The organism is Oscillospiraceae bacterium (genome assembly GCA_031265355.1).
Lineage (GTDB): Bacteria > Bacillota > Clostridia > Oscillospirales > UBA929 > JAIRTA01.
The window spans coordinates 1-23,524 of the sequence record JAISCT010000056.1 but is presented as its reverse complement, the minus strand read 5'-3'; the positions used below and the strand labels follow the sequence as shown (position 1 = coordinate 23,524).

Annotated in this window: 12 protein-coding genes, 4 tRNA genes and 2 rRNA genes; 7 read left to right on the top strand and 11 right to left on the bottom strand. The window is 57.8% G+C overall.

Going from position 1 to position 23,524, the window contains the following annotated elements:
* Nucleotides 1-109 precede the first annotated feature (109 nt).
* Complete coding sequence (locus tag LBK75_08335) at nucleotides 110-2,989, top strand: glycoside hydrolase family 3 C-terminal domain-containing protein (GenBank protein MDR1158288.1); 2,880 nt, start codon at nucleotides 110-112, stop codon at nucleotides 2,987-2,989.
* A gap of 138 nt (nucleotides 2,990-3,127) precedes the next feature.
* Here LBK75_08335 and LBK75_08330 read toward each other — a convergent pair whose 3' ends face one another.
* Nucleotides 3,128-5,275, bottom strand: coding sequence for an RNA-binding transcriptional accessory protein (locus LBK75_08330; GenBank protein MDR1158287.1), 2,148 nt, complete (start codon nucleotides 5,273-5,275; stop codon nucleotides 3,128-3,130).
* A gap of 163 nt (nucleotides 5,276-5,438) precedes the next feature.
* Between LBK75_08330 and LBK75_08325 the strand changes: the two genes are divergently transcribed.
* Nucleotides 5,439-6,692, top strand: coding sequence for a helix-turn-helix domain-containing protein (locus LBK75_08325; GenBank protein ID MDR1158286.1), 1,254 nt, complete (start codon nucleotides 5,439-5,441; stop codon nucleotides 6,690-6,692).
* A 19-nt stretch (nucleotides 6,693-6,711) separates the two neighbouring features.
* Here the strand turns inward: LBK75_08325 and LBK75_08320 are convergent, their stop codons facing one another.
* Genes LBK75_08320 through LBK75_08310 form a run of 3 tightly spaced genes read right to left on the bottom strand, consistent with a single transcriptional unit; the run spans nucleotide 6,712 to nucleotide 10,617 of the window.
* The gene (locus tag LBK75_08320) at nucleotides 6,712-7,740 is read right to left on the bottom strand and encodes a Gfo/Idh/MocA family oxidoreductase (protein ID MDR1158285.1); all 1,029 of its coding nucleotides are present in this window, start codon (nucleotides 7,738-7,740) and stop codon (nucleotides 6,712-6,714) included.
* A gap of 35 nt (nucleotides 7,741-7,775) precedes the next feature.
* The gene (locus LBK75_08315; protein ID MDR1158284.1) at nucleotides 7,776-9,275 is read right to left on the bottom strand and encodes a hypothetical protein; all 1,500 of its coding nucleotides are present in this window, start codon (nucleotides 9,273-9,275) and stop codon (nucleotides 7,776-7,778) included.
* A gap of 1 nt (nucleotide 9,276) precedes the next feature.
* Nucleotides 9,277-10,617 carry a hypothetical protein gene (locus LBK75_08310; GenBank protein MDR1158283.1) on the bottom strand — a complete coding sequence of 447 codons (1,341 nt, stop codon included), beginning with the start codon at nucleotides 10,615-10,617 and terminating at the stop codon, nucleotides 9,277-9,279.
* A gap of 324 nt (nucleotides 10,618-10,941) precedes the next feature.
* Between LBK75_08310 and LBK75_08305 the strand changes: the two genes are divergently transcribed.
* The 5 genes from LBK75_08305 to LBK75_08285 all read left to right on the top strand — a co-directional run bounded on the left by LBK75_08305 (nucleotide 10,942) and on the right by LBK75_08285 (nucleotide 20,651).
* Entirely contained in the window at nucleotides 10,942-15,420 is a 4,479-nt protein-coding gene (locus LBK75_08305) for a hypothetical protein (GenBank protein ID MDR1158282.1), read from the top strand.
* Nucleotides 15,421-15,589: 169 nt separating this feature from the next.
* Complete coding sequence (locus LBK75_08300; GenBank protein MDR1158281.1) at nucleotides 15,590-19,363, top strand: family 43 glycosylhydrolase; 3,774 nt, start codon at nucleotides 15,590-15,592, stop codon at nucleotides 19,361-19,363.
* A 144-nt stretch (nucleotides 19,364-19,507) separates the two neighbouring features.
* On the top strand, nucleotides 19,508-19,882 hold the full coding sequence (locus LBK75_08295; protein ID MDR1158280.1) for a hypothetical protein: 375 nt from the start codon (nucleotides 19,508-19,510) through the stop codon (nucleotides 19,880-19,882).
* Nucleotides 19,864-20,007 carry a hypothetical protein gene (locus LBK75_08290; GenBank protein MDR1158279.1) on the top strand — a complete coding sequence of 48 codons (144 nt, stop codon included), beginning with the start codon at nucleotides 19,864-19,866 and terminating at the stop codon, nucleotides 20,005-20,007. The genes LBK75_08295 and LBK75_08290 overlap by 19 nt, the downstream gene beginning before the upstream one ends.
* A 5-nt stretch (nucleotides 20,008-20,012) precedes the next feature.
* Nucleotides 20,013-20,651, top strand: coding sequence for a DUF2271 domain-containing protein (locus LBK75_08285; GenBank protein ID MDR1158278.1), 639 nt, complete (start codon nucleotides 20,013-20,015; stop codon nucleotides 20,649-20,651).
* A 44-nt stretch (nucleotides 20,652-20,695) separates the two neighbouring features.
* Here LBK75_08285 and LBK75_08280 read toward each other — a convergent pair whose 3' ends face one another.
* The 7 genes from LBK75_08280 to LBK75_08250 all read right to left on the bottom strand — a co-directional run.
* Complete coding sequence (locus LBK75_08280) at nucleotides 20,696-21,964, bottom strand: DUF4143 domain-containing protein (protein ID MDR1158277.1); 1,269 nt, start codon at nucleotides 21,962-21,964, stop codon at nucleotides 20,696-20,698.
* 175 nt (nucleotides 21,965-22,139) lie between these two features.
* Nucleotides 22,140-22,216, bottom strand: a tRNA-Ile gene (locus LBK75_08275).
* Between the two features lie 78 nt (nucleotides 22,217-22,294).
* Nucleotides 22,295-22,370, bottom strand: a tRNA-Asn gene (locus LBK75_08270).
* Between the two features lie 76 nt (nucleotides 22,371-22,446).
* Nucleotides 22,447-22,563: ribosomal RNA gene (rrf, locus tag LBK75_08265) — 5S ribosomal RNA — on the bottom strand.
* 76 nt (nucleotides 22,564-22,639) lie between these two features.
* Nucleotides 22,640-22,714 (bottom strand) — tRNA-Glu (locus tag LBK75_08260).
* 60 nt (nucleotides 22,715-22,774) lie between these two features.
* Nucleotides 22,775-22,850: transfer RNA gene (locus LBK75_08255), tRNA-Lys, on the bottom strand.
* Between the two features lie 184 nt (nucleotides 22,851-23,034).
* A 23S ribosomal RNA gene (locus LBK75_08250) occupies nucleotides 23,035-23,524 on the bottom strand; the annotation flags it as partial.

Sequence of the window (23,524 nt, the reverse complement as noted above, 5' to 3'; positions counted from 1 at the left end):
AGCTGAAAACAAAAAAATACTACGACAGAAGAAGGTGACGCCAAAAAGAGAGTGAAGCGTCAGTGCGAAACACTAGAAAAGAATTGTTACTTTGAGGAGGAAAAATGCAATGAAGCGACTCACCGCGACCCTTTGCGCGATTGTCTTTTTAATGGGCGTGTGCGCCCTTCAGATCTCCGCAGCTCCTGAGGATACGGAATACCCGAATTACGCCAAGGTGCGACTGGTTACGAACAGAAACGGTCTTGTCCTTGGCAGCAGCAATGACACCGGCGTCCAGTTCATCTATGACGCGTCTTCCGGCTATATTTTCAAGGATCTCAATAAAAACGGCAAAATCGACGTGTATGAGGACTGGCGTGAGGACATCAACACCCGCACGGCAGATCTGCTGTCGCAGATGCCGCTCACCGCAAAGTTCGCCCTGATGGCCCACAACGGCACCGTCAGCAACGGCAACCGTATGGCCGTGAGCAGAGCCATCGGCAAGGGCGCCCAAGCCGACGGCAACTCGGGCAACCTCCAGCAGAGGAACGCCGAGGCCACCACGTTTGGGATCCCCTACTCCTACAGCTCCGACCCGGTTCACACCGGCATAATCGACACGGGTGCCAACGACGAAGGCGGCGGCGGCACCGGTTACCCGCCCGTCACAAACATTTCCCGCTGGCCCAACACCCTCGGCCTGGCCAACTCCTTCAGCGCGGATCTCCACTATACCTTCGGCCAGGTGATCTCGCAGGAATACAGAAACAGCCAGATCTTCCAGCAGCTTGGCCCGCTGATTGACCAGTCCACCCATCCGACATGGAGCCGTATCAGCAGCGCTATCACCGAGGACTATGACCTGCTCGTCGACCTGGTCCAGGCGGAGGTCTCCGGCATGCAGACCACCGAAGGCGATCCCATCCAGGATTACGGCCTCCCGGAAGGTTGGGGTAAAGACTCCATCAGCGCCATGACCAAGCACCTTCTGGGCACCGGCTCGGGCGAGTTCGGCTATGAAGGCCATACGCAAGTTGGCGGCTGGCTGGTCTATCCGGGCGGCGGCTATGAGAAGCTGATCAACACCGCGGCCGACGCCTCCGGCTTTGGCCTTTTCCCGCCGCACTCCTCCAAAACCGCCAATGCGGGCATGACCGCGTACGGCATCGCAACCGGCGACGACGGCCTTGGCAGAGGGAACGGCTTCCTCGGCGACAAACGCTTCTCGCTTGTCGGCGGCGGTTACAGCAATTTTATCATGAATGAATTCCTCAGAGAAGGAAGAAACTGGGACGGCATGATCACCTCAGACTGGGGCATCTATGGCGGCACCGGCGCTTCAAACCATGGGATGCAAAGCAGATTCGGCGTGGATGACGCCCTGCGTTACTTCGTCTCCTACATGTCCGGCATGTCCCAGACCGGCGGCACCGGCAATGCCGCCACGTGTCAATTGGCCTACAACATTGGCGTGAACGGCGACCCGACGCGCGGCATTCCCGCCTACGGCCAGGAATATATGGACGCGCTGGTCGATGCCAGGGCCGGAAACGTGATCAAGACCATCATGAAGTGCGGCCTGTTTGAGAATCCCTATTCCGATCCCGACAAAGCGGATGCGGAGAACGGCAGTGTCGAGCTGAACCAGATTGCCTTTGACGCGCACCATCAGTCCATCGTCATGATCAAGAACCATGACAACCTCCTGCCCATCGAGAATAGCAGCTTAAAGGCTTATGCCGTTGGCAGCTATTACCCAGGCGGTACAAGTGGCTATGGCGCTCAAGGTCACGACTACAGAAACATTCCTGAGATGGCCGACCGCTACTACGACGTAACGGACGATCCGGCCGAGGCCGATTTCGGCATCGTGATGCTCGCCGGCCCGAATAACGGCAACGGCACCGCGGGCCGGGCCCAGACCGCCCAGTTCGCCCCCTATACCAAAACGGTCGGACGCGAGGTTTCCATTGGCGGCTACTGGTACCATGCCAACGGTTCCATCGTCCAGGCATATGAAATCCCCAATCCGGCCATCGGCGACTACAAGGAAAACTTGTCCAACATCGGCTTCCCCAACGCTACCCCGGATTATCAGTCAGTTCTGAAATATCTTCTCGATGCCAAAGCGGCGTTGGGCGACAAACCTATCGTTCTCATCCTCAACTACAGAAACGCGATTGTCCCCGCGGAATTTGAGCCCCTCGTAGACGCGATTGTCGTTAGCGTAGAGGCAGCCCAAGAGGCGTTCATGAACGTCATCAGCGGTGTATATGAGCCCACCGGCATGCTGGCGGTCACCTTCCCGCGGAGCATGGATCACATCGAATTGTCCGCCGAGGACGTTCCGGACACGACGCCCTATGTCGACGCCGACAATAACGTCTATCAGTTTGGTTTCGGCCTGAACTACAGCGGCCGCATCGTGGACGAGCGCACCGAGAAGTACTTAGGCCTTAAGGCCATCCGTGAGGTCGAGCTGCTTGGCGGCGGTACGGTCAAAGTCCCGATCGAACTGCTCAGCTACAAGTACGGCCCGACCGGCGTGACCGCGACGGCCTACTATGACAAGGCCGACTTGACCCTTGTGGGCTTCGAACCCGCTCCCGGCTACCTGCTCGTAGGCAGCGGCGATCAATTCACGTTTGCAAACGCGCGTGCGATCACAACGAACACGGTGATCGGCTATGCGATCTTCGAGGCCGCGAACGCCGCCAATTTCGACGCTTCCAAAGTGACTTTCGCCATGGACAGCGTGGCGTGGGACATCGACGGCAATCCCACGATGGCTCGTTTCAACGACGCGGAAGTCAGCCATGTCTCGACCCTTGGCGACGTGACCTTAGACGGCATTGTGGATGTCAAAGACGCCGTTCTATTGCTCCAGTATCTGGCTGGTAATAAAGATCTTTCTGCAGCACAGCTCACGATGGCTGACGTCAACCTTGATGGAAATGTCACTGTCTCCGACGTGGTTATCATCATGCAGATGTGTATGGCCTAATCACTGATTCTTTGGCATCAACGGACACAAAAAACCTGCCGCCTCCCTGCTCTGCAGGGGGCGGCAGGTTTTTTGTGTCAACCCGAGTTTCGGGAAAAGTCCGCAAAGCACTGCAAACACAGCGAAATCTGCGCGCCGTCATTCCTCCGGCTTCAGCAAACTCAGCGATATCTGATTCTTTTCCTTCTCCACCGCCACGACATACACCGTCACCACGTCCCCGACCTTCAGTATCTGGGACGGATGCTCCACCCGCCTCTTTGCCATGCGGGAGATATGCACCAGGCCGTCCCGGTGGACGCCGATGTCCACGAACGCTCCGAAATCCACCACATTGCGCACCGTGCCGGTAAGCTCCATACCGGGCGCCAGGTCGTCCATACTCAAAACGTCGCGCCGTAGCGTCACCGGCGGCAAGTCCTCGCGCGGGTCGCGCCCGGGCAGCAGCAACTCACTGATGATATCGCGTAGAGTCGGCTCACCTAACTCCAGCTCCGCGCAAAGCTTATCAAATGGATACGCTGCCGCCCGCTCACGCAAACCGGCGAGCATATCAGGGACAAATCCGCCGCAGCCCAGCAGCTTCAGGAGCTTTTGCGCCACACCGTAGGATTCCGGATGAACGGCAGAGGCGTCCAGCGGGTTTTTGCCGCCAGTGACACGCAGAAAGCCCGCGCACTGCTCATAGGCTTTCGGCCCGAGCTTTGACACCTTTTTCAGCCGCGTCCTGTCCGGGAACGGCCCGTTTTCTTGCCGATAGGCCACGATGTTTTTCGCCAGCGCGGGGCCTATACCCGCCACCCGCGCAAGCAATGCGGGGCTGGCGATGTTTACGTCCACCCCCACGGCGTTGACGCAGTCCTCCACCACGCCGGAAAGCCGCGCGTCCAGCGCCGACGCCTTCATGTCGTGCTGGTACTGCCCCACACCGATGGCCTTGGGGTCGATTTTTACCAGCTCCGCCAAGGGGTCAATCAGCCGCCGCGCCAGCGACACCGCCCCGCGGAGCGTCACGTCAAGTTCTGGCAGTTCCTCTGCCGCCAGCTCCGACGCCGAATACACCGACGCGCCCGCCTCATTGACAATCGTATACCCCGGCCCGTCCGGCAGCTCCGCGATGGCGTCCGCCACAAACCGCTCGGTCTCTCGAGAGGCTGTGCCGTTGCCTACGGCGATCGCGGTGACATGATGTTTTGTAATCCAGCTCAGCATTTTGCGCTTGGATTCCTCCGCGCGCCCGTGCTGTGGCAGGGGCCAAAGCACGCCGGTGTTCAGCACGCGGGAATTTTCGTCCACCACCGCCGATTTGCAGCCGGTACGTATGCCGGGGTCGAGCGCCAGCACCGTCCGGCCCTTGACGGGCGGCTGCATAAGCAGCTGCCGCAGATTAACGCCGAACACCGCTATCGCCGCGTCGGACGCTTTTTCGGTCAACTCCTGCCGCGCCTCTCGCTCCAAAGACGGGAACAACAGGCGGCCGTAGGCATCGTGTACGGCCTCGCGGACTTGCTCCGTGGCGGGCCGCCTCTCTATTGCATACTGCCGTTCACAGATCGCGAGCGCGTCTGTTTCCGGACAGGTGATCTTCACCTTTAGAAAATCCTCGGCCTCGCCCCGGTTGATGGCCAATACCTGATAGGAGGCCAAGCGGGAAATTGACTGGTCGAAGGCGTAGTACAGCCGATAGACCGAATCCTCCTCCTTCGCAGCCGCGGACGCCAGCCGCCCCCGGGACGCAAGCAAAGCGCGTAGGAGACGGCGCAGCTCCGCGTCGTTGCTGACCGTCTCGGCAATAATGTCCCGCGCCCCGGCCAGGGCCTCTTCGATATCAGAGACGCCCTTTTCCGCGTCGATAAACGGCACGGCCAACTCCTCCGGCGGCGGAGATGACTTGTCCTGCGCCAACAGCAGTTCCGCCAGCGGCTCCAGCCCCTTTTCCCGGGCGATGGACGCGCGGGTGCGCCGCTTGGGGCGGTGAGGTCGGTAAAGATCCTCCAACTCGCTCAGCGTTGCGGCGCTATGTACCGACTGCGCCAACTCATCCGTCAGCACACCGAGCGTTTTCAGGGACATGAGGATCTCCTCTTGTCGCTTTTCCACCGCGCGCAAAGAGGCGAGGCGCTCAGATATTTTGCGCAAGGTTTGGTCATCCAGCGAGCCGTGCTGTTCCTTGCGGTAGCGGGCGATGAAGGGCAGCGTATTGCCCTCGTCCAGCATGGCGGCCAGATTATCAACCTGCCAGGGCGCAACGGAAAATTCTTTTGCGAGTATTGGTGCAATCGTCATCCGGCGCACTCTCCTATTCTTCTTGCTCCAGGCAGCTGTCTGACGGCGGGTCCTCTCTTTACGGGGACATACAAGCTTCACGAATCGGAATATTGCGAAAAAATCTTGATATTATTCCGATTCGTGGTATAATAACCTTATCAACAACCGTGAGGTGAACACGATGGAAACCATCACCGCCAGAGAGGCCGCTGAAAAATGGGGCATATCCGACCGCCGTGTGCGCGTCTTATGCGCGGAGGGCAAGATCTCCGGCGCGGTCAAACTGGGAAAATCATATATGATACCCGCCGGCGCGGAAAAGCCTGCCGACGGCAGGGAACGTGAAACCGCGCCTGACGGACTCCGTCATCTGAAATGGGATAACGAGGTCGTCGGCGTCATCGGCAAGGCGGGCGCCGTGTCTTTCAGCGCACCCGCCTACAACGAGGTCGTAGCCACGTACACCCGCGGGCAGAGCAAATGGACAGCCGAGCAGTTTAATGAATTTCTGGCCGAGCGCGTTGTAAGCCGCGACCGTCGGGACATCGAGCGCATCCTGTTTCGCATGGGCCTGTCACAGTATGACGTGCCGCGCATTGCCGAGATTACGCGGGGTGTCCATCCGAAGGATCTGCTGTGGATCGCCCGGACGAAATCGGAGCGGCTGGACGCCGCCATGACGAACGTCTTTTCGTCGATATTCCTCCAGCGCATTGATATGGCCGGAGACAGCGTGGATACGCCGGAGGGCTATAACATCAAGCGCTACGGCGTGTTCGAGGGCCGATACGGCATCTACAAGCGGCGCATCAGCCCGCTGACCACCGACGCGGAATCGGAGATTGCCGTCTATCTACTGGGCGGGAAGCTCGGCGTGCCGGTATGTCCGGCGATCCGGGCCGATAAAGACACCGTGTTCTCCGCTTTCTTATATGACTTCTCCAAAGAGTACATTGTCCATTTCCGCCGCCTGTTCGACGGGCCGCGTTCGGACAACGAATATCAGAACTTGATCGGCGTCCGGCCCCAGTACCGGGACGAGATTGCCCGCATGATCCTGCTGGACTTCATCACGCGCCAGGACGACCGCCACCTATCCAACATCGCCATCAAAATCAGCGGCGGCGAGGAATCCTTTTACGCGCTCTACGACAACGGGCGCAGTCTGTTCTACGAGGATACTGAAGAAATGGTCCGGCACGCGGTATCTGACCCGGCCGGGTCTGCCACCAGCTTCGGCTACTCAGGCACCTATTGGGATTACATTCAGGAGATCGCGAAAGAGCGCGGCGGCCTCGATGGACTGATAGATCTCGAAATCACGGCGAGTGACATCCGGGCCATCCTCACCAAGGCAGGTTTCACCGGCTACCGATTTGACGGCGCGCTGGCGTGGATTTTAAAGGCAATCGAAATGATCAAGGCTTTGGTCTGAGAGGAGGCACCGTTATGATTTACGCCTGCGACAGATGTAATGTGACGACTTCCCCGGTCGCGATGGAGCGGTTGCCCGCTTCGACGATCTCCACGGCGCGCAGGCCGTCCTCGCCGCTCACCTCGGGTGGACGGCCTTCTCGGATACATGTGAGGAAGGCGGTGTCCTCGCGGAGATAGGCGTCCGCGAAGAGCGTGGTCCAACTGCTCACCACATCCCCGCACAAACCGCCTTCGCGGGTGTAGCGCAGGGTATTCGTCTCGCGCAGGCCGCCTGCCTGCACGGATCCCTTTGTCCCCAGCACATCCACGCGGGCATCGTAGCCGTACTGCACGCCCTGCGCGCCTTCGACGCCGCCCAACATCCGGTTCTCCATGCGCAGGTTCATGAGCACGGTGTCATAAAAATCGGGATGACTCCGCCGCGCCTCCTCACAGCGGTAGTTGCCGGCAAAGGCATGTACCGCGTCGGCCTCGCTGCTTGTCAACCAGCGCACGGTGTCGATGTCATGGCTGTTTACTTCGGCAAGCGGGCCGTTGCTCTCCGCCAGATCGTACATCCAGGCGTGAGGAGTACTTGGGCCGCGCGTGAGCGATTTGACGCAAACCACATCGCCGATCGCGCCGCTCTCGACAATTTCCTGGGCGCGGCGGAACCCGGCGTCGAACCGACGCATGAAGCCAATCTGCAAAATCACGCCGTTTCGCGCCGCCGCTCGGATCATCGCAACGCACGACGGCGCGTCGATGGCCATCGGTTTTTCACAAAAGATGTGTTTTTTCGCGTGCGCGGCGGCCAGCACCACATCGCAGTGGCGCCGGGTCGGCGTCACAACCACAACCGCGTCCACATCGGGGCGGTCCAGCGCCATGTGAAAGTCCGTGTGCCACGAAGCGCCGAGTTCATCCGCCGACGCGCGGGCGCTCTCCTCCCGCACATCGCAAACTGCCGTCACGCGGGCACCCGGCACCCGAAACGCAAAATTCCGGGCGTGGATCATCCCGGCGCGGCCCGCGCCAATCAGGCAGATGCCAAGGGCTGCATTCATCTGGATGTCCTCCTCAAATTCAACAAAAGCACCCATCAAAACCGGCTCAGGGCCGACATGGCCTCCAGCACTTTGAGATAGCGCCGGACACAAGGTCCGTAGCGTGCGTGCGCCGCCGCGTCGCAGAGAAGCGAGCGTGCGACCTGCAACGTATTTTGAATGCGTGCGTGTGGGTCGTCGATAACCCCGACCGCTTTGCCTGCGATGGCGGCGCTGCCGATGAGCGCGGTGTCCCCCGTACGGTAGTAGGAGGCTTGCACGCCCAGTACGTCCGCCTTGATCTGCAAAAACAGCTCGGACTGTGCACCGCCGCCGATGGAAACAAGCTGCCCAAAATCTCCGGTGGGGTAGAGTGCTCGCAGCACCGACAGGTAGTAGGCATACTCATAGGCGATGCTCTCCATGATGGCGCGGTACAGGTGCGCGCGGCTGTGTTTCCAGTCCAGCCCTGTGAAGCCGCCCTTGATGGCGGTATCACTCGGCAGCACCCGGCCGGCGAAGTGCGGCGCAAAGACGACACCCTCACTGCCCGGTTCAAGACCGACGGCCTCTTCATCTAGCACGCGGTATGGGACGGGGGGTGTGCCCGTGAATTGATCGCGGAACCAGCGGAGACACAGCCCGCCCCCGCTGATATAGGCAAGCGGATACCAAAAACCGTCCTCGGGCGCACGCATCATCGTCATTGTGCCAAAACGCGTGTCGGGTACAAAGGCGTCGGTCAGCGAACAGAGCACCGAGGCCGTTCCGGCGCAGTCCAACAGACAGTTTTGGGCAAACAGTCCCGCGCCGAACAGCGAAGCCGCCGTATCCCCTGCGCCCGCTGTGACCGGGATCCCCTCGCGCAGACCGGTCGCCGCCGCGAAGCCCCGCGAAGTCGTCCCGACGACGGCAAAGGGCGAGACCACACGCGCCATCTTGTCCGCTTCTATATCAAATATCTCCAACAATTCCTCCGACCAACGCAGATGCAGGTTGTCGCCGAAGCCCGAATATTGCAAGCCGGTGTGGTCAAACACCGCATCGCGCGCGTCGAGACCACAGATCTTGCCCACCACGTAGCCGTGCGGCAGTACAAATTTGGCGACGCGGCGGTAGGCCTCCGGGTATTCGTGCTTCCACCAAAGGATTTTGGGGCCGTGGGTAAAGGTGACCGGTCCGCCGGTGATCTCCGTCACACGGCGGCCGGCCCGCTCTCGCATGAGCGTTACATAGCGCTCGCAACGGGAGTCCAGCCACGAATCGTATACTGTCGCGGCCTCGCCGTCTGCAGCGATGCCCATGATCCCCGCCATCTGCGAGTCCACGCCGAGGGCCAGAACTTCGACAGGTTCCGGGGCGGCGTGCAACAGCGTCCGAATGACACGCAGCACAGAGCCGTAAATGTCGTCCGGTTCCTGCCAGAGCGTACCGGGCTTCGGCTGGATCAGCACCGAGGCCTCAAAACTGGAGGCAAGCGCTTGCAGCGCAAGGTCGAACAGGACGGCCTTTGTCCCCTGTGTGCCGATATCAACGGCGATGATTGTCTCTCTCAAACTAGATCACTTCCGTCTCAAAACCGTACACTTTGGCGGCCTGGAGCAGCAGCGCGGTCACGTCCCCGGCCAGGATGACGGCGTGATGCGAGGAAAGCGCCTCCATGACCCGATGTCCGCTGCGATTGCGGTAGCGCAACAGCGCGCCGTTGCGGCAGTCGGACCCTGGATACTGCACATAATCCTCAATCTCCGCTTCGATGATGGTCAGCCGCTTCATGTCGGCGTGGAGCTTCGCGAGCGTCACGGGACCCGTCTGCAGACGGCAATCGATGACGATAGCCTCGTCGTTTACGATCTCAAGCGCCTTCGGACGCATGATCCAGTGCGTGCAAAAACTCTGCGGCGCAAAGCCGAAGTACCCACAATGCACGCCGAGGGCGTGGTTATCCGGGTCCGAGATGTCCGGAAACTGGTCGATCTTTTCATGCTTCAGCGCGGCCATGCCGACCAAAAACGGGTAGATGTTGGTCATCATGATGGGCCTTTGCAGCGCGGAGTGCAGGATGTACTTACTGATCAGCGTGACGGTGTCGCCCTCGCAGGCCCAGATGATGTGGTCGTACTCATACAACCAGTTCCAGGCCAGACATGGAGTGGAGTCGACGTGGAAGGATTCATTCAGGCAATTCGCACCAACGCCGTACACCTCACCGATCTCGTCCAGCACGCGCCTCACGGCAATGTACAGCTTGACGGCCCGGAGGACACCCGTCTCGGACACCCCTTCCATCGGCACGGCGCGCCGCCGCCAAAGCGCCGCCGCCTCTCTATCGGGGATACTCCGTGCTATATTCCCCAATTTTTTCCAGCCTTGATAGAGGATCGTCACGCCGAAGGCGTCTTGAATCTGCTCGGTACATTCCCGTTCCCACCAATAGAAACGCTTGAAGATGTTCGCCTGCATCCCTTCGCCGGGCTCGTCCTGGAACATGACGAAGCGCATGGGGGCCCTCATCGCCCGTTTGGCGGCAAGGGCGCGCAGAACGACTTTCGCCATCTCGACCGAATACGGCGAAAACACCGTGAGGCCGAGCTGCTCGCGCAGGTAGGCGACGATCTCCCAGTCCCACATCTCCACGGTACCGAAGCCCGACGTCAGGACGATGACAGGCAGCGGCAGCGCGCGCAGCATCTCCCGATGGGAAAACAAGGCGCCGATCAATTGAGGAAACAGAACGGCGTCGACTCCATCGGGCAGCGCCGCCCCGACCGGCAGCTCCGGCAGCAGTTCGGCCTCCTCCCCGTAGTAGTTCCGAAGCGCCGCAAGCTGCGCACGGCGCTCCTCGTCCTCCCGTGTGTTGGCCTCCCGGAAACAGAGCGGCTGCAATCTGGCTTTCATGACGTTTCCCCTCCTATTTGGGTACCTCTAACAACTTTGGGCAGACTGCTCCCTCTTTATTTTACCATCGTCTGTCACCGGACGCAATCTCTCAAACGACGAAATCCGAGGCTCACGCCACACTTGCGGCGTGAGCCTCGGATTTCGTACGATACCGTGACAATGTCCGTGGATGCCAGGCGCATCAAAATATGTGCTAAAAATATCAAAAAATGCACCAAGTACATCAATAAATACACAAAACATATCAAAAAAATTTAAAGACACGGATGTCTGGCCACATTATAATGTGTATGATAAATTTTTACAGAGGAGGGACCTTTCATGAAGCTGAGAAGAAGAATTGTGTCGATAGCGCTTGTGCCGATCATGTTATTTGCGTTTCAGATGATCATAGCGCCGTCGACGGTATCAGCCGTACCGGACACCGCCGGCGCGCCGGATATCACCAGGAACGGCCTGCGCGCGGATTACTATGCCCGAAACAACAACATTGCCACGACCATTGATTTTGATGATTATATGGTCACGACCATCGACCCGGCCATCAACTGGTCGGACCTCAGAGGTTTGTTAAAGGACCGGGCGGGGAGTTATGAGTATGTAACCACTCGCAGAACAGGCTGGATTAAAACCCCGCCCGGCGGTTCTACCGCGACGTATCAATTCAGCTTTTCTTCCAACGAAGGCATCCGTCTCTGGGTGAACGGCGTTCAGCTCCACAGCCGGTGGGACACGTCATACGAGAGAAACACGACGACATATACCAATTGCACGTCGACGATAAGCCTGGAGCCCGATACATACTATTCGATCACGGTTGATCACTCCGAGGGCACCACGGCCACCAACAACGGCGTCGTCGGCTCCCATCAACGTCTTCGCTGGACCAGGACCAACGGCGGCAGCCCGTTCGCGGCCACGATCATTCCGCCGGAAGCCTATTTCCTCGACGCCGCGTTCACGCCGGCCCGGATCACGGAGATAGACACCTCGGACATCGGGGTGCACGAGCCGGCCACGCTTGTCATGGACGTCGAGCATTTCACGCCAAATACGGTCTTGAAGCTGCTCCGCTCCTCCGACTCGCGGCAGCTGAACCCGATTGTCGTCCCGTATACGTCTCTCGGCGCCGGGAAGATTTCCGCCACGCTGCCCGCGGGTCTGGCGCCGGCCATGTACAAGTTCCTGGCCGAGGATGCGGATCCCCAGGACCCCGCCGGGGTCGTGAGAATGCCCAGCAAGTTCTTCTTTACGACGATGGTCAACAACGCCCCCAGACCGGAATACCCGCGCCCGGACTACGCCCGCGACGATGTTTGGGATTCCCTGAACGGCGAGTGGGATTTTAAGATAGACAAAGACAACAGCTTAACCGGTTATGAAAACGGGATCCCCAACCCGGACACGATTCTGGTGCCATTCCCGTGGCAGTCCCCGGCCTCTGGCATCTTCGACGAGGACCACCCGGCGGCGGGCGGCTGGTATTACCGCACGTTTACGCCGACGTCCGAAAAATACGCCGGCAGAGAGATCTACATCAAGTTCGGCGCGGTCGACGCTGAGAGCACGCTGTATATCAACGGCCAGTATATCGGTTTCACGAAAAACGGCGGTTACCTCCCGTTCGAGTACAATGTCACGCCGTACCTGCATTTGGACCAAGAGAACTCCATCGCGCTCAAGGTGTACGATCCGGGCACTTACGGCGGCACGACCTATACCTCGCTCATCGGCAAACAGGGCCGCAACGCGCCGTGCGGCTACGCGGGCACATCCGGCATTTGGCAGTCCGTCATCTTTGAGGGCAGGCTTTCCGCAACCCAGCTGGAGTATTTCCATGTGGACCCGCTGGTCAACAACGGGGCCGCCGTCGTCGACGCGAATATGCGCGACCTGACCCACGGCGCCGTGCCGGCGGACGGCTCGGCGAGATTCAAGCTCAAAGTCGTCGGCGGCGCGGGCAAAACTTTGAACGTGTCCTACCGCTTCGACGCGCAGATTTGGGACGACGACCTGGGCGATTACAAGGCGTCCAAGGGCGCTTCGACGGTCGCCGGCACCCGGCAGATCACCATCCCGGCGGACGGCGATCCGTATCTGACCGATTTCACCGTTTCAGTGCCCAACCAGCAGCTGTGGCATCCGGATGAGCCCAACCTCTACGTCGGAACCGTGACGCTGACAGAGGGCGCGGCGACCGTTGACAAGGTGAGCATGCACTTCGGCCAGCGCGACATCCACAACGCCTATTGGGAAACCAGCCCCGAAGAGGGCAATAACAGATATCAGTACATTCTGCTGAACAACAGACCGCTCTTCATTGCCGGTCTTCTCGACCAGGGATTCTGGGAGGAGGGCGTCTACACCGCCCCGACCGAAGAAGCGCTCAAGGACGATGTCAAAGCGATGCGCGACCTGGGCTTCAACATGATGAGAAAGCACCTGAAGATCGAGGATCCTCTGCAGTATGTCTGGTTCGACAGACTGGGCATGATCCTCTGGGCGGACATGCCCCACAGCACGCGGATGAACCTCGAAAAGGGCCAGCCCGACAGCGGCCGCGATTTGTTCGAAGAGGCGCTCATTGGCCTGATCAACCGCGACTACAACAATCCGAGCAAGATGATGACGGCACTGTTCAACGAAAACTGGGGCATCACCCGCAACGCGAGCCACGCCAACTGGATCCGGTCGCTGCACACATTGGGGAAAACGTACGACACCTCCGGCCGGCTGTTTGAGGACATTTCGCCGTCCGACGCCAACAACAACCATCTCCAGCCGACGGACCTGAACACATTCCACTTCTATGTCGACGGCTATACCAATACGGTCAACACCGTAAACGGCCGGGCGAATGGCCTGTACATCGGTTCGGACAACAACTTCAGAGGCTGGACAGCCGCCAACGGCGGGGGCGACACACAGGACGGCGACCCCTGGCTCAACTCCGAGTACGGCGGCGTGGGGTTCCCCGACGGCGATTATGACATCTCCTGGTGCTTCAAGTACATGACCGACGTACTGAGACGGTATCAGAAAATGCAGGGATTTATCTACACCGAGCCCTACGACATTGAGATGGAACGCAACGGTCTGCTGAAGTATGACAGATCCGCAAAGATCATGGGCTATGACGAGATCGCCTACGGCGGCGACATGCGCGTCAATGACATCGTCGCCCCCGAATATGTCGGATTCGACAACGCGCCCATCACCACGCTCACGCCCGGCGGCACTTACGCCTGCAACATCAACTTTATCAACTGGGCCTGGCACGACAAGCACACCGGGCCGTTTACGCTCAAATGGCGCGTGGACGGCGTCGACGGCTACGGAAACAAGGTCGGCACTTTGGAGATCCCGGGGTTCCGCGGCGAGGCGGCGATCGATTACTCCCCGTACATCAGCAGAACCGAGCCGATGTCGTTCACGGTGCCAAACGAGGCCCGCTTCAACAGATTCGCCGGCACGATCACCGTCTGGATTGAAGACGGGGCGGGCCAGACGATTGCCAAAAACTTCAACAACTTCAAGGTCATCGCTTCGGGGACCACCCCCGCGACCGAGCAGCTCGCGGACAATTCCTATGTCCTTCGCATGACGTCTCCGACGGCGCAAGGCAGCGCGGGCTCTCTGGCGGGCACCAGGACGGGTTATCTCACCTATCATTATCAGGTGCCGGCCAACTTCGACGCCGACGGTCTCACCTCACTAAGGCTGCTTGCCGAGATCGCCGCGTCCCGTAAGATGAGCACGTCCAACAGAACCACTTGGCGCGCGCAGACCGCGGAGGGATATGAAACGCCGTCCGACGTCACCGTCACCATCAACGGGCATCCTGTCGACACGGTATTCATCCCGGACGCGCCCAATGACATCCGCAACATTTTGACGCTCGACCCCACCGCGGACTCGGCCGGCAAACCCACTCCCTCCTCGGCGCCGGAAGGCTTTGGTTATCTGATCGATCTGGATCTTGACAAAGCGCTCATCGCGACGTTGAAGGAGGAGCTGAAAACAAGCAAAACACTGACTGTCCGGTATGAGGTTTTGGACACCGCGGCGCACAAAAACGGTCTGCGCGTCTACACCGACACAACCGGGCGTTACCCCGTATCTCCGAGCATTGTGCTGAACCCGTCTGCGTTATACCACCGAGAGGGCGCTATCGAGGACGGTGCTCTCCTGTTTCAGTCTCCGTTGTCAAACGCCAACTACACCGTTAGCGCTCTTGTCACTGGATCGACAGCCGTTATCAACGCAGGTTATGCCATCGCGGTTGACGGCAATTCCGTCACCGTGACCGGCCATGGCGTCAACCAATCGGCGGTTTCCGACGCCGCCGTCGACAAAATCAAAGTGACGTTCTTTGAGGAGCAGATCAGGGTGTATGTCAACGACAATCCGCACAACATCATCGATGTTTACGGCAATGCGTTGGCGTCGACCGAGGTCGAGGTCCACGGCGCGCTGGCCAACGTAAAGGTGCTTCCCGAGACGGTTACGCGGCAGCCCGGCTTGGCTCTGTCCTCGTACATCGAGAGTGACGGCATTGCAGCCAATCTTCAAAACACCGCCGCCGCCGACACACCCGTTGTGCTGATCGTCGCGGTATACGACGGCAGCGGCAAGCTTGTCCGCACCGAATTGGACGACACGCTGACCGCGGATACGGACACGACGCTGTCCAAGCGTTTTTCGATCAAACCAAGCGAGTACCCTGGCTGCAAATTCATCGTCTATGCCTGGGCGCCCAACACATACCAGCCCCTTGTGTACCGTTCGCAAATCAACTAGTAGGCTGTGTCATCTGAAGGTTGTCAGCAAGCGGCGAGGATTTTTCCCGCAGGCAAGGCGGTGGGTTCCGCTGATATCGGACGGTATCAGCGGAACCCGCCAACGCCGCTTAGGGGAAAAAGGCTGGCGCTTGGGTCGAGTAAAATCTGTATAAGAAGGAGCGTTTTGTATGGCATTCAGGAGAATGATCAGTTGTTTTTGGGTCATGGTTTTGTCGATTTCATTGACTGCGCAACTTTCCGCAACCGGAGTTGAATTGGGCTCGCCTGCGTATTCCGACTTTGGGCCAATGGCCGACGCTCAGCAGTATTGGAATCTGGTCGGTGCTGCGGACAAAATGCGGTTTGTTTCGGCGGGCGCGAACGCGAGCAAAATATCATTTGACGACTCGGACAACGTAAAAGCGATCCTAAATTCGCTCCCGGACGGCCAAAACCCGTACGAATGGAAAGACTACGTTGTGGAAGCGGCCATTACCCTCAACGGCGACGCCACGAGCAACGCCGGCGTAATGTTCAGAACGACCGATGCCGTCAACGGGAGTTCCGATTCGTATAAGGGCTATTACATTGGATTTGGCCCCAGTTACTACATACTTGGCAGAGCAAACAACAATTGGGCAGAGATAAACAGAAGCAGCAACCGGAGTATCGCCGTTGGCGTATCGCACACAATCAAAATTGTCGTCTATGGCAGCAAGATCGCGATTTACGGCGACGGCGAAGAGATCTTTAATTTCGTTGACACCACATATACAGCCGGTTCTGTCGGGTTCCGCGCCTGGGGCAGACAATTCGTCGCGGACAGCATAACGGTACGCCCGGTAACGGTCGCGGATCTTGACGCGGCGTTCGGAGGGGCGGATGTGCCGAACAAAGCCGTGGAGCATGTTTTCCAGATCGGTAACACCAACCCCTTTGTGCCGGGATACGCCGCGGACGGTTCGATCTTTTTTGACGAACATTCGCAGTATTATTATGTTTTTGCGACAAACGACGGGAACGGCGGAAAAAACACCTGGCCGACTCAAGTCTGGTATTCGAAAGATTTAATCAGCTGGGAACATCGGGACGTGGAATTGCCGGAAGAGTGGTTCATGAAATCCAACGATTACGATGAACAGCCGCACGATATGGTTTGGGCTCCGAGCGTAATATACAATCCCAAAAATCAAAAATACTATATTACATATACCATCGGCAGCCAGCGAATCGGCATGTCGGATTCGCTATTTGGGCCGTGGGTTGACGCGAATAAAGTTGAGCCGAACAAGCCGTTTATCAACACGCACGACGGACAGTTTTTTCTGGATGACGACGGATCTATTTATATGACCGTCGGCGCCTGGACGTTTTGCATCATAAAACTGGATTTCGACGCGGAGGGCAAAGTCTCCGCCGGGGCACAGGACGACCCCCGCATGAACCGGACATCCGGCCGAGCAACCAATCCGTTCAAATATTACACGGCGGAAGGCATAAGAAACTCTTTTGAGGCTTCGGAGATATTCAAACGCAACGGCCTGTATTACCTGGTCTGGTCAACGGACGGCGGCGCGGCTTATAATGTCAGGTACGCGGTCGCGGACGACGTTTTTGGCCCATACCGCGAGATAAACGGTTCGTATGATAATCCGATTTTGTCCACCGATAACGAAAAAAATATCCTGGGGCCGGGGCATCATGCCACATTTGTCAAGGGCGACGACTACTATATAATTTATCATCGTCAGAGTTATCCTTTTGTCGACAGCAAACGGCAGACATGTATTGAGAAGCTCAATTTTAACGCGGATGGGAGTATCCAACAAGTCATTCCGTCCCATTCCGGTGTCGCGTTGTTTGAGAACCCCGAAAAACGCACCAATATAGCCCTGGGGAAACAGACCAGAGTTTCGTCCGCCAGGGTATACGCGCCGACCTCTCAATCCAATGTCAACTTCAGATATAGCGGTAACTTCGCGGTTGACGAAAATGGGGGCACCCGCTGGGACGCGGGCCTGGGTGCCAAAAATCCGTGGTTAATCGTGGATCTGGGCAGTGATTCCGATATATCGGCCATACAGACGACGTTCGAGTTTACGAATAAGAAATACTTCTATAAGCTCGAAACGCTTACGCAAGAGCACGCGAAGGATATCGATTCCGCGACGGAAAGCGAAAATTGGCGGATTTATGTTGATAAAACCACCGAAGGCGCGCAGTATTCGCCTGTAGAGGATACGACTGCCGGTGGCGTCGACGTAACGGCGAGGTATGTGCGCATCACAATCCATAAAACCGAGAGCGTCCCAGAAACGGCGGAAGCCGGAAACAAAGTGAACGGCGACAACGCTACAAGCATTTTTGAGATAAAAGTTTTCGGCGAACAGACCGCCAGCGATTTGAACCGTGTTATCGAAGCCGAAAGTTTCAACCTGCAGTCCGGGTTGACGCTTGAGGCAAGCGCCCTTACCGGGATGAATATCTGCAGCACGAACAACAATGATTTCATCATGTATCAAAACATTGACCTCGGAGCGGGAGCGAATGTTGTCCAGGCGAGAGTCGCGGTCGGGTCCGCAGGCGGGCGCGTGGACGTACGAATCGATTCCGCGGTCGGACCTTTGATCGCTACGATTGACGTCGAAAACACCGGAGGCTGGCAGACGTGGCATACCTTGACGGCGAAACTTTCGGACACGGTTGTTGGGAAGCATGATATTTATCTGGTATTTAAGGCTGACAACGACAGGGAGGGCGTCGCGAATATCGACTGGATTAAGTTCGGCGATTCGAGCGTTAACAAGTCCAATCTGAAACAGATGCTTTTACTGGCCGAAAGCGAATTGCTGAAAGATTACACGTCAAGTTCGCTGAGGCAATTGCGGGCTGTGCATGACAACGCGCTGGCTGTATATGAGGATTTGAATTCGACACAGCAGCAAGTTGACGATGCCGTGATTGCGTTAATCAAGGCTATCGAATCGCTGGTTTATGTCGGCGGCGTTCAGGCTGAATACTATACCCTGCAGAGAAGAACAGGTCTTGATCGCGGAGCTGTCTATCCTTACGGTCTGGACGCGACGAGGAAAAAGGATGTTTTGATTGACGACAATATCAATTTCAGCAATATGGAAGGCCTGCTTTCACAACACGCCGGGCAAAGCGACTACGCGGGCGTCAGATGGACCGGAAGGATCAAAGCGCCTGTCACGGGGACATATGTATTTACTACATATACCGACAATGGCGTTCAATTCGACTTCAACAGCGAAGCCAACCTGATCAACTGGTGGGTTAACGATTGGGAGCAATATAAATCAACAAAAGCGGTAACGCTGCAGGAAGGCGAAATATATAATTTTGAGATGCGTTACATGGAAATTGAAGGCGGGTCATGCGCGTTGCTGTATTGGACGATTGACGACGGAGCGCGCCAGATCGTCCCGATGACATCCTTGCTTTTGCCTTTGGTTGATTATGAGAGGCTTGATTCTCTGGTCGCTCAGGCCAAAGCGCTGAGAGGAAACAAATTTACCCCGGCGTCCTGGCAAAACATGCAGGATTCGTTGCAGAAGGCTTTGGATGTGCGCGACGGGGACAAAATCCTGCAGTATCAGGCGGATGCCGCGGCGACGGATTTGGAGCAAAAGATAACGGCTCTTGTACCGGTATCGGCGCCGGATTGGGAAGCGTCGTTTACGGCGGCCGAATCGGACGGGAAAATCGATGTTTCGGCCTATGTATCGAACAACACCACCACATTAAGCACGGTCAACGTAGTGATCGCCGAGTACGATAAGCTCACAGGCAGGTTGCTTGCGGTTGACTCCAAACAGGTTGCGCTGCATGACGCAGACGAAGAAATCGGCCTGACACTGGCCGTCAAGGGGGATTATGTGCTGAAATTGTTCGTATGGGACAGCGTTACGTATGCCCCGAAGATGAACCCTGTTCCGTAACCGACCACCTGAATTTTCGCTGTATCAATTAAAATGTAAAACAACGGGAACGTCTATGCCTGAGCGGTATGGACGTTTCTGTGCGCTTGCTATTGCTCCAAATGTGTGGTACAATGGCGCCACAGCGAACGAGAGGTGGACACAGTGGAAACCATCCAAGAGACCGCCGAAAAGCGGGGCGTACCGCGCATCGCCGGGATTACGCGGTGGATCCACCCGAAGGACCTGCTTTGGATCGCCCGGACAAAATCGGAGCGGCTGGAAGCCGCCATGACGGATGTCTTCTCATCGATATTCCTTCAGCATGTGGACAAGAGCGGCGACAGCGTGGACACGCCGGAGGGCTACAACATCAAGCGCTACGGCGTGTTCGAAGGCCGGTATGGCATCTACAAGCAACGCATCAGCCCACTGAGTACCTGTATCGGCGCCGGCCAGGAATCTTTTTTATGCGCTGTACGACAACGGCCGCAGCCTGTTCTACGGAGGACACCGAGGAGATGGTCCGGCGCGCGGTGAACGACCCCGCCGGGTATGCCACCGGCTTCGGGTATGCGGGGACGGACTACGTGCAGGAAATCGCGCGGGCGCGCGGCGGGCTGGACGGGCTGTTAGTCGTTATGATTTTAGCGATCGAGGAGTGATGGGTGTGCATACATTGAAACCGCACAGATTTCTTGCCGTCATACTTTTGTTTGCGCTGGCCGCGCTGCCCGGCTGCACCGGCACACCGGCGCAGCCCGCGGAGACGCCGTCGGATCGGTCCTGGGCGACCATCGCCTTCGACTTTCAAAAACAGTCCGGTCACGCCTCCAACCAATTCGCCGTCTGGGTGGAGACCGCCGATGGCCAATACGTCAAAACGCTGTACGCGACAAAATTCACGGCGGCCGGCGGGTACAAAAACAGGCCGGATTCCATTCCGACCTGGGTGGATCGATCCGGCCTTGCCGGGTTGTCCAAGGAACAGGTGGACGTCATGGCCGGCGCGACGCCGAAGTCCGGCGCCCAGTCCTACACCTGGGACCTGACCGGGGCGGACGGCGCCCCGGTACCGGCCGGAACGTACAAGTTCTTTGTAGAGGGCTCGCTGCGCTGGAAAAACCGCGTCCTGCACGCCGGTGAGATCGCCATCGGCGGCGAGGCGGCGACCGCGACGGCGACCGCGGCGTTCACCTATGAGACGTCGCCCGACCAACCCGCGCTCTCGGACGACTCTCCGGAACATGACATGATCGGTACAGTCACGGCGGGAGTACACGCCGTGACTGTACCGCATCGCGCGTGATCAAACGACAGCCGCCTCACGCCACAATCGCCAGATGGATACGGTCAATTTTTCAGGCAGCCAAGCGGCACGACCCAGACGCCGTTTTTCATCTGAAAAGCGTATTCCGTCCCCGTGAGCACCATCAAAAAGGACGGCTCATTCATTTTTTCCGTGTCCACGGCCTGTTTCAGTCTGAGCAGATTTTTCGAGGCATCCTCAATCTCGCCCGCCCCCAGCTTGACCTCGACAGCGCCCCAGCGGCCGTCCGCAAGTTGGACGACCGCGTCTATTTCAAGCCCGCTCTTGTCGCGGTAATGATAGACATTGCCGTCTATGCTCTCCGCATAGATCCTGAGATCTCTCACACAAAGCGACTCGAACAGAAATCCGAAAGTCTCAAAGTCCGAGAGGAGCCTCTTGGGCGCTGCCCGAAGCGCGGCCGTTGCAATTGACGGGTCGGTGAAATGCCGCTTCGCCGTGGTGCGAATTGCGGTCTTTGAGCGTAGCCTGACGCTCCACGCGGGCAGATCCTCGATCACGAATATTTTTTTCAACGCACTGATGTATTGGTCGACGGTGACCTGTGACAGCGCCTCGTCGTTTGCGATCAGGTCGTTTAATATGGTTGTGGTCCTTGCCTCGTTCGATACATTGCGCGACAAAGAACGCATGAGCGCCTTTACCCTGTCGGGGTTCTTCTCGATACCGTCGGCCCTTGAGATATCCTCGTTGGCCACGGCTTCCAGATAGTCCCCGGCGACAGTTAAGGCGATTTTTTCATCTGTTTCCCGCGCTACGGCCGGCCAGCCGCCGCGGTTGATCAGAAACGCCAGCGCTTCGACGGAAACGCCGGACCGCCCTTCCAGACCGGCGGCGCCGTTGAACAGCGCTTCGAGGGATATCTCGCCGGTCGAATCGCCGGTCTCGAACAAAGACATCGTGCGCATCTTCATGCGCGCAATGCGCCCGGTTCCGGTATGCATGTCGTCTGTCCTGGTCGGCACGACAGAGCCGGTGAGGATGAACTGGCCGTTTGCGTGCCGCTTGTCAACCGCAAAGCGAACGGCGTTCCACAACTCCGGCGCGACCTGCCACTCGTCGAGCAGGCGCGGCGTTTCGCCTTCCAGCAACAGCGAAGGCTTCGTTTGCGCCGTCAGCCTGTTCGCCTTCGATGTGTCGGGGTCCTGCATATACAGAACGCTTTTGGCCAGCATTTCGGCAGAGCTTGTTTTGCCGCACCACTTGGGTCCTTCTATGAGGACGGCTCCCTTCGCGCGAAGCAAAAGCGCCAGTTTTTCATCTGAAATTCGTTTTATATAGTCCATGCTCATAGTCCATCACCTGCACACAGCATACCAAAGACTTTTCACTTTGTCAACAGATCGCTTTTGAGTTTGGCTTCATTTCACTTTTAAGTTTGGCGCCAAGAGGCAGCCTATCCAACACCAAAAACGCCGCCGCAAACAAAAGAAAACGCCGCAAACCATTGGTATTGCAGCGTTTCTGTGGTGGGCCATCTAGGGCTCGAACCTAGGACCATCCGGTTATGAGCCGGGGGCTCTAACCAACTGAGCTAATGGCCCACGAGGTGGGGGGCTGGGGGCCCCTAAAAAGCGGACAAGGCACGCCGCCACGAGCTTTGCCTCGTGGCGGCAACGCGCTGGCTCCCCAAGTTGGACTCGAACCAACGACCCTGCGGTTAACAGCCGCATGCTCTACCGACTGAGCTATTGAGGAAGATGGAAGGGATAGATGAACAGAAGGATAGATGGTTCAAGTGTCAGACGAGAAGGACTGACACTTGAACCATGGATGTCGGCGCCGACCTATTTTCCCAGGCGGTCGCCCGCCAAGTATCGTGGGCGCAGATGAGCTTAACTGCCGTGTTCGGAATGGGAACGGGTGGACCCTCACCGCCATAGGCACCGACTTGACAATTGATAATTGATAGTTGATAATTTTGCTGTCTTTTCTTGGGGCATCCAGATTGTTCTGTGTTCACCCTCTGGTGACCCGTGGGGGAATCGAACCCCCGTTTCCGGCGTGAGAGGCCGACGTCTTGACCGCTTGACCAACGGGCCTTATCAATCGATAGTAACAATAGAAATTATCAACTATCAATTATCAATTATCAATTATCTTGGTGCACCTTCAGGGACTCGAACCCAGGGCCCGCTGATTAAGAGTCAGCTGCTCTACCAACTGAGCTAAAGGTGCATATCCTCTGCTTCGCAGTTCTAAGCTCTGCGTTGAGCAACCTCCGTCCTACCGTCTCTCCACTCAGCACTCAACACTCAGCACTCATCACTTGCGAAGCACAGAGTGCTTCGCACTCGTCGCACCCTCAAAACCAAATAAAGAGAGCTCTTTGTCAGCACCACAAGTGTTTACCCACTTTTCCAAGGTCAAGCCCTCGGCCTATTAGTACCGGTCAGCTTAACATGTTGCCATGCGTACACCTCCGGCCTATCAACCACGTAGTCTTCGTGGGGCCTTACCACCTTACCAGTGTGGGAGATCTCATCTCAGGGGGAGTTTCACGCTTAGATGCCTTCAGCGTTTATCTCGTCCGTACATAGGTACCCAGCTGTGCCCTTGGCAGGACAACTGGTGCGCCAGAGGTACGTCCATCCCGGTCCTCTCGTACTAAGGACAGCTCCCTTCAAATCTCCTCCGCCCGCAATAGATAGGGACCGAACTGTCTCACGACGTTCTGAACCCAGCTCGCGTGCCACTTTAATCGGCGAACAGCCGAACCCTTGGGACCGAATTCAGCCCCAGGATGTGACGAGCCGACATCGAGGTGCCAAACCTCCCCGTCGCTGTGGACGCTTGGGGGAGATCAGCCTGTTATCCCCAGGGTAGCTTTTATCCGTTGAGCGACGGCATTT

Coding starts and splice junctions, on each gene's coding strand:
- LBK75_08305 (MDR1158282.1), top strand. CDS start 10,942: ATGAAGCTGAGAAGAAGAATTGTGTCGATAGCGCTTGTGCCGATCATG.
- LBK75_08300 (MDR1158281.1), top strand. CDS start 15,590: ATGGCATTCAGGAGAATGATCAGTTGTTTTTGGGTCATGGTTTTGTCG.
- LBK75_08310 (MDR1158283.1), bottom strand. CDS start 10,617: ATGAAAGCCAGATTGCAGCCGCTCTGTTTCCGGGAGGCCAACACACGG.
- LBK75_08320 (MDR1158285.1), bottom strand. CDS start 7,740: ATGAATGCAGCCCTTGGCATCTGCCTGATTGGCGCGGGCCGCGCCGGG.
- LBK75_08330 (MDR1158287.1), bottom strand. CDS start 5,275: ATGACGATTGCACCAATACTCGCAAAAGAATTTTCCGTTGCGCCCTGG.
- LBK75_08325 (MDR1158286.1), top strand. CDS start 5,439: ATGGAAACCATCACCGCCAGAGAGGCCGCTGAAAAATGGGGCATATCC.
- LBK75_08280 (MDR1158277.1), bottom strand. CDS start 21,964: ATGAGCATGGACTATATAAAACGAATTTCAGATGAAAAACTGGCGCTT.
- LBK75_08335 (MDR1158288.1), top strand. CDS start 110: ATGAAGCGACTCACCGCGACCCTTTGCGCGATTGTCTTTTTAATGGGC.
- LBK75_08290 (MDR1158279.1), top strand. CDS start 19,864: ATGGTCCGGCGCGCGGTGAACGACCCCGCCGGGTATGCCACCGGCTTC.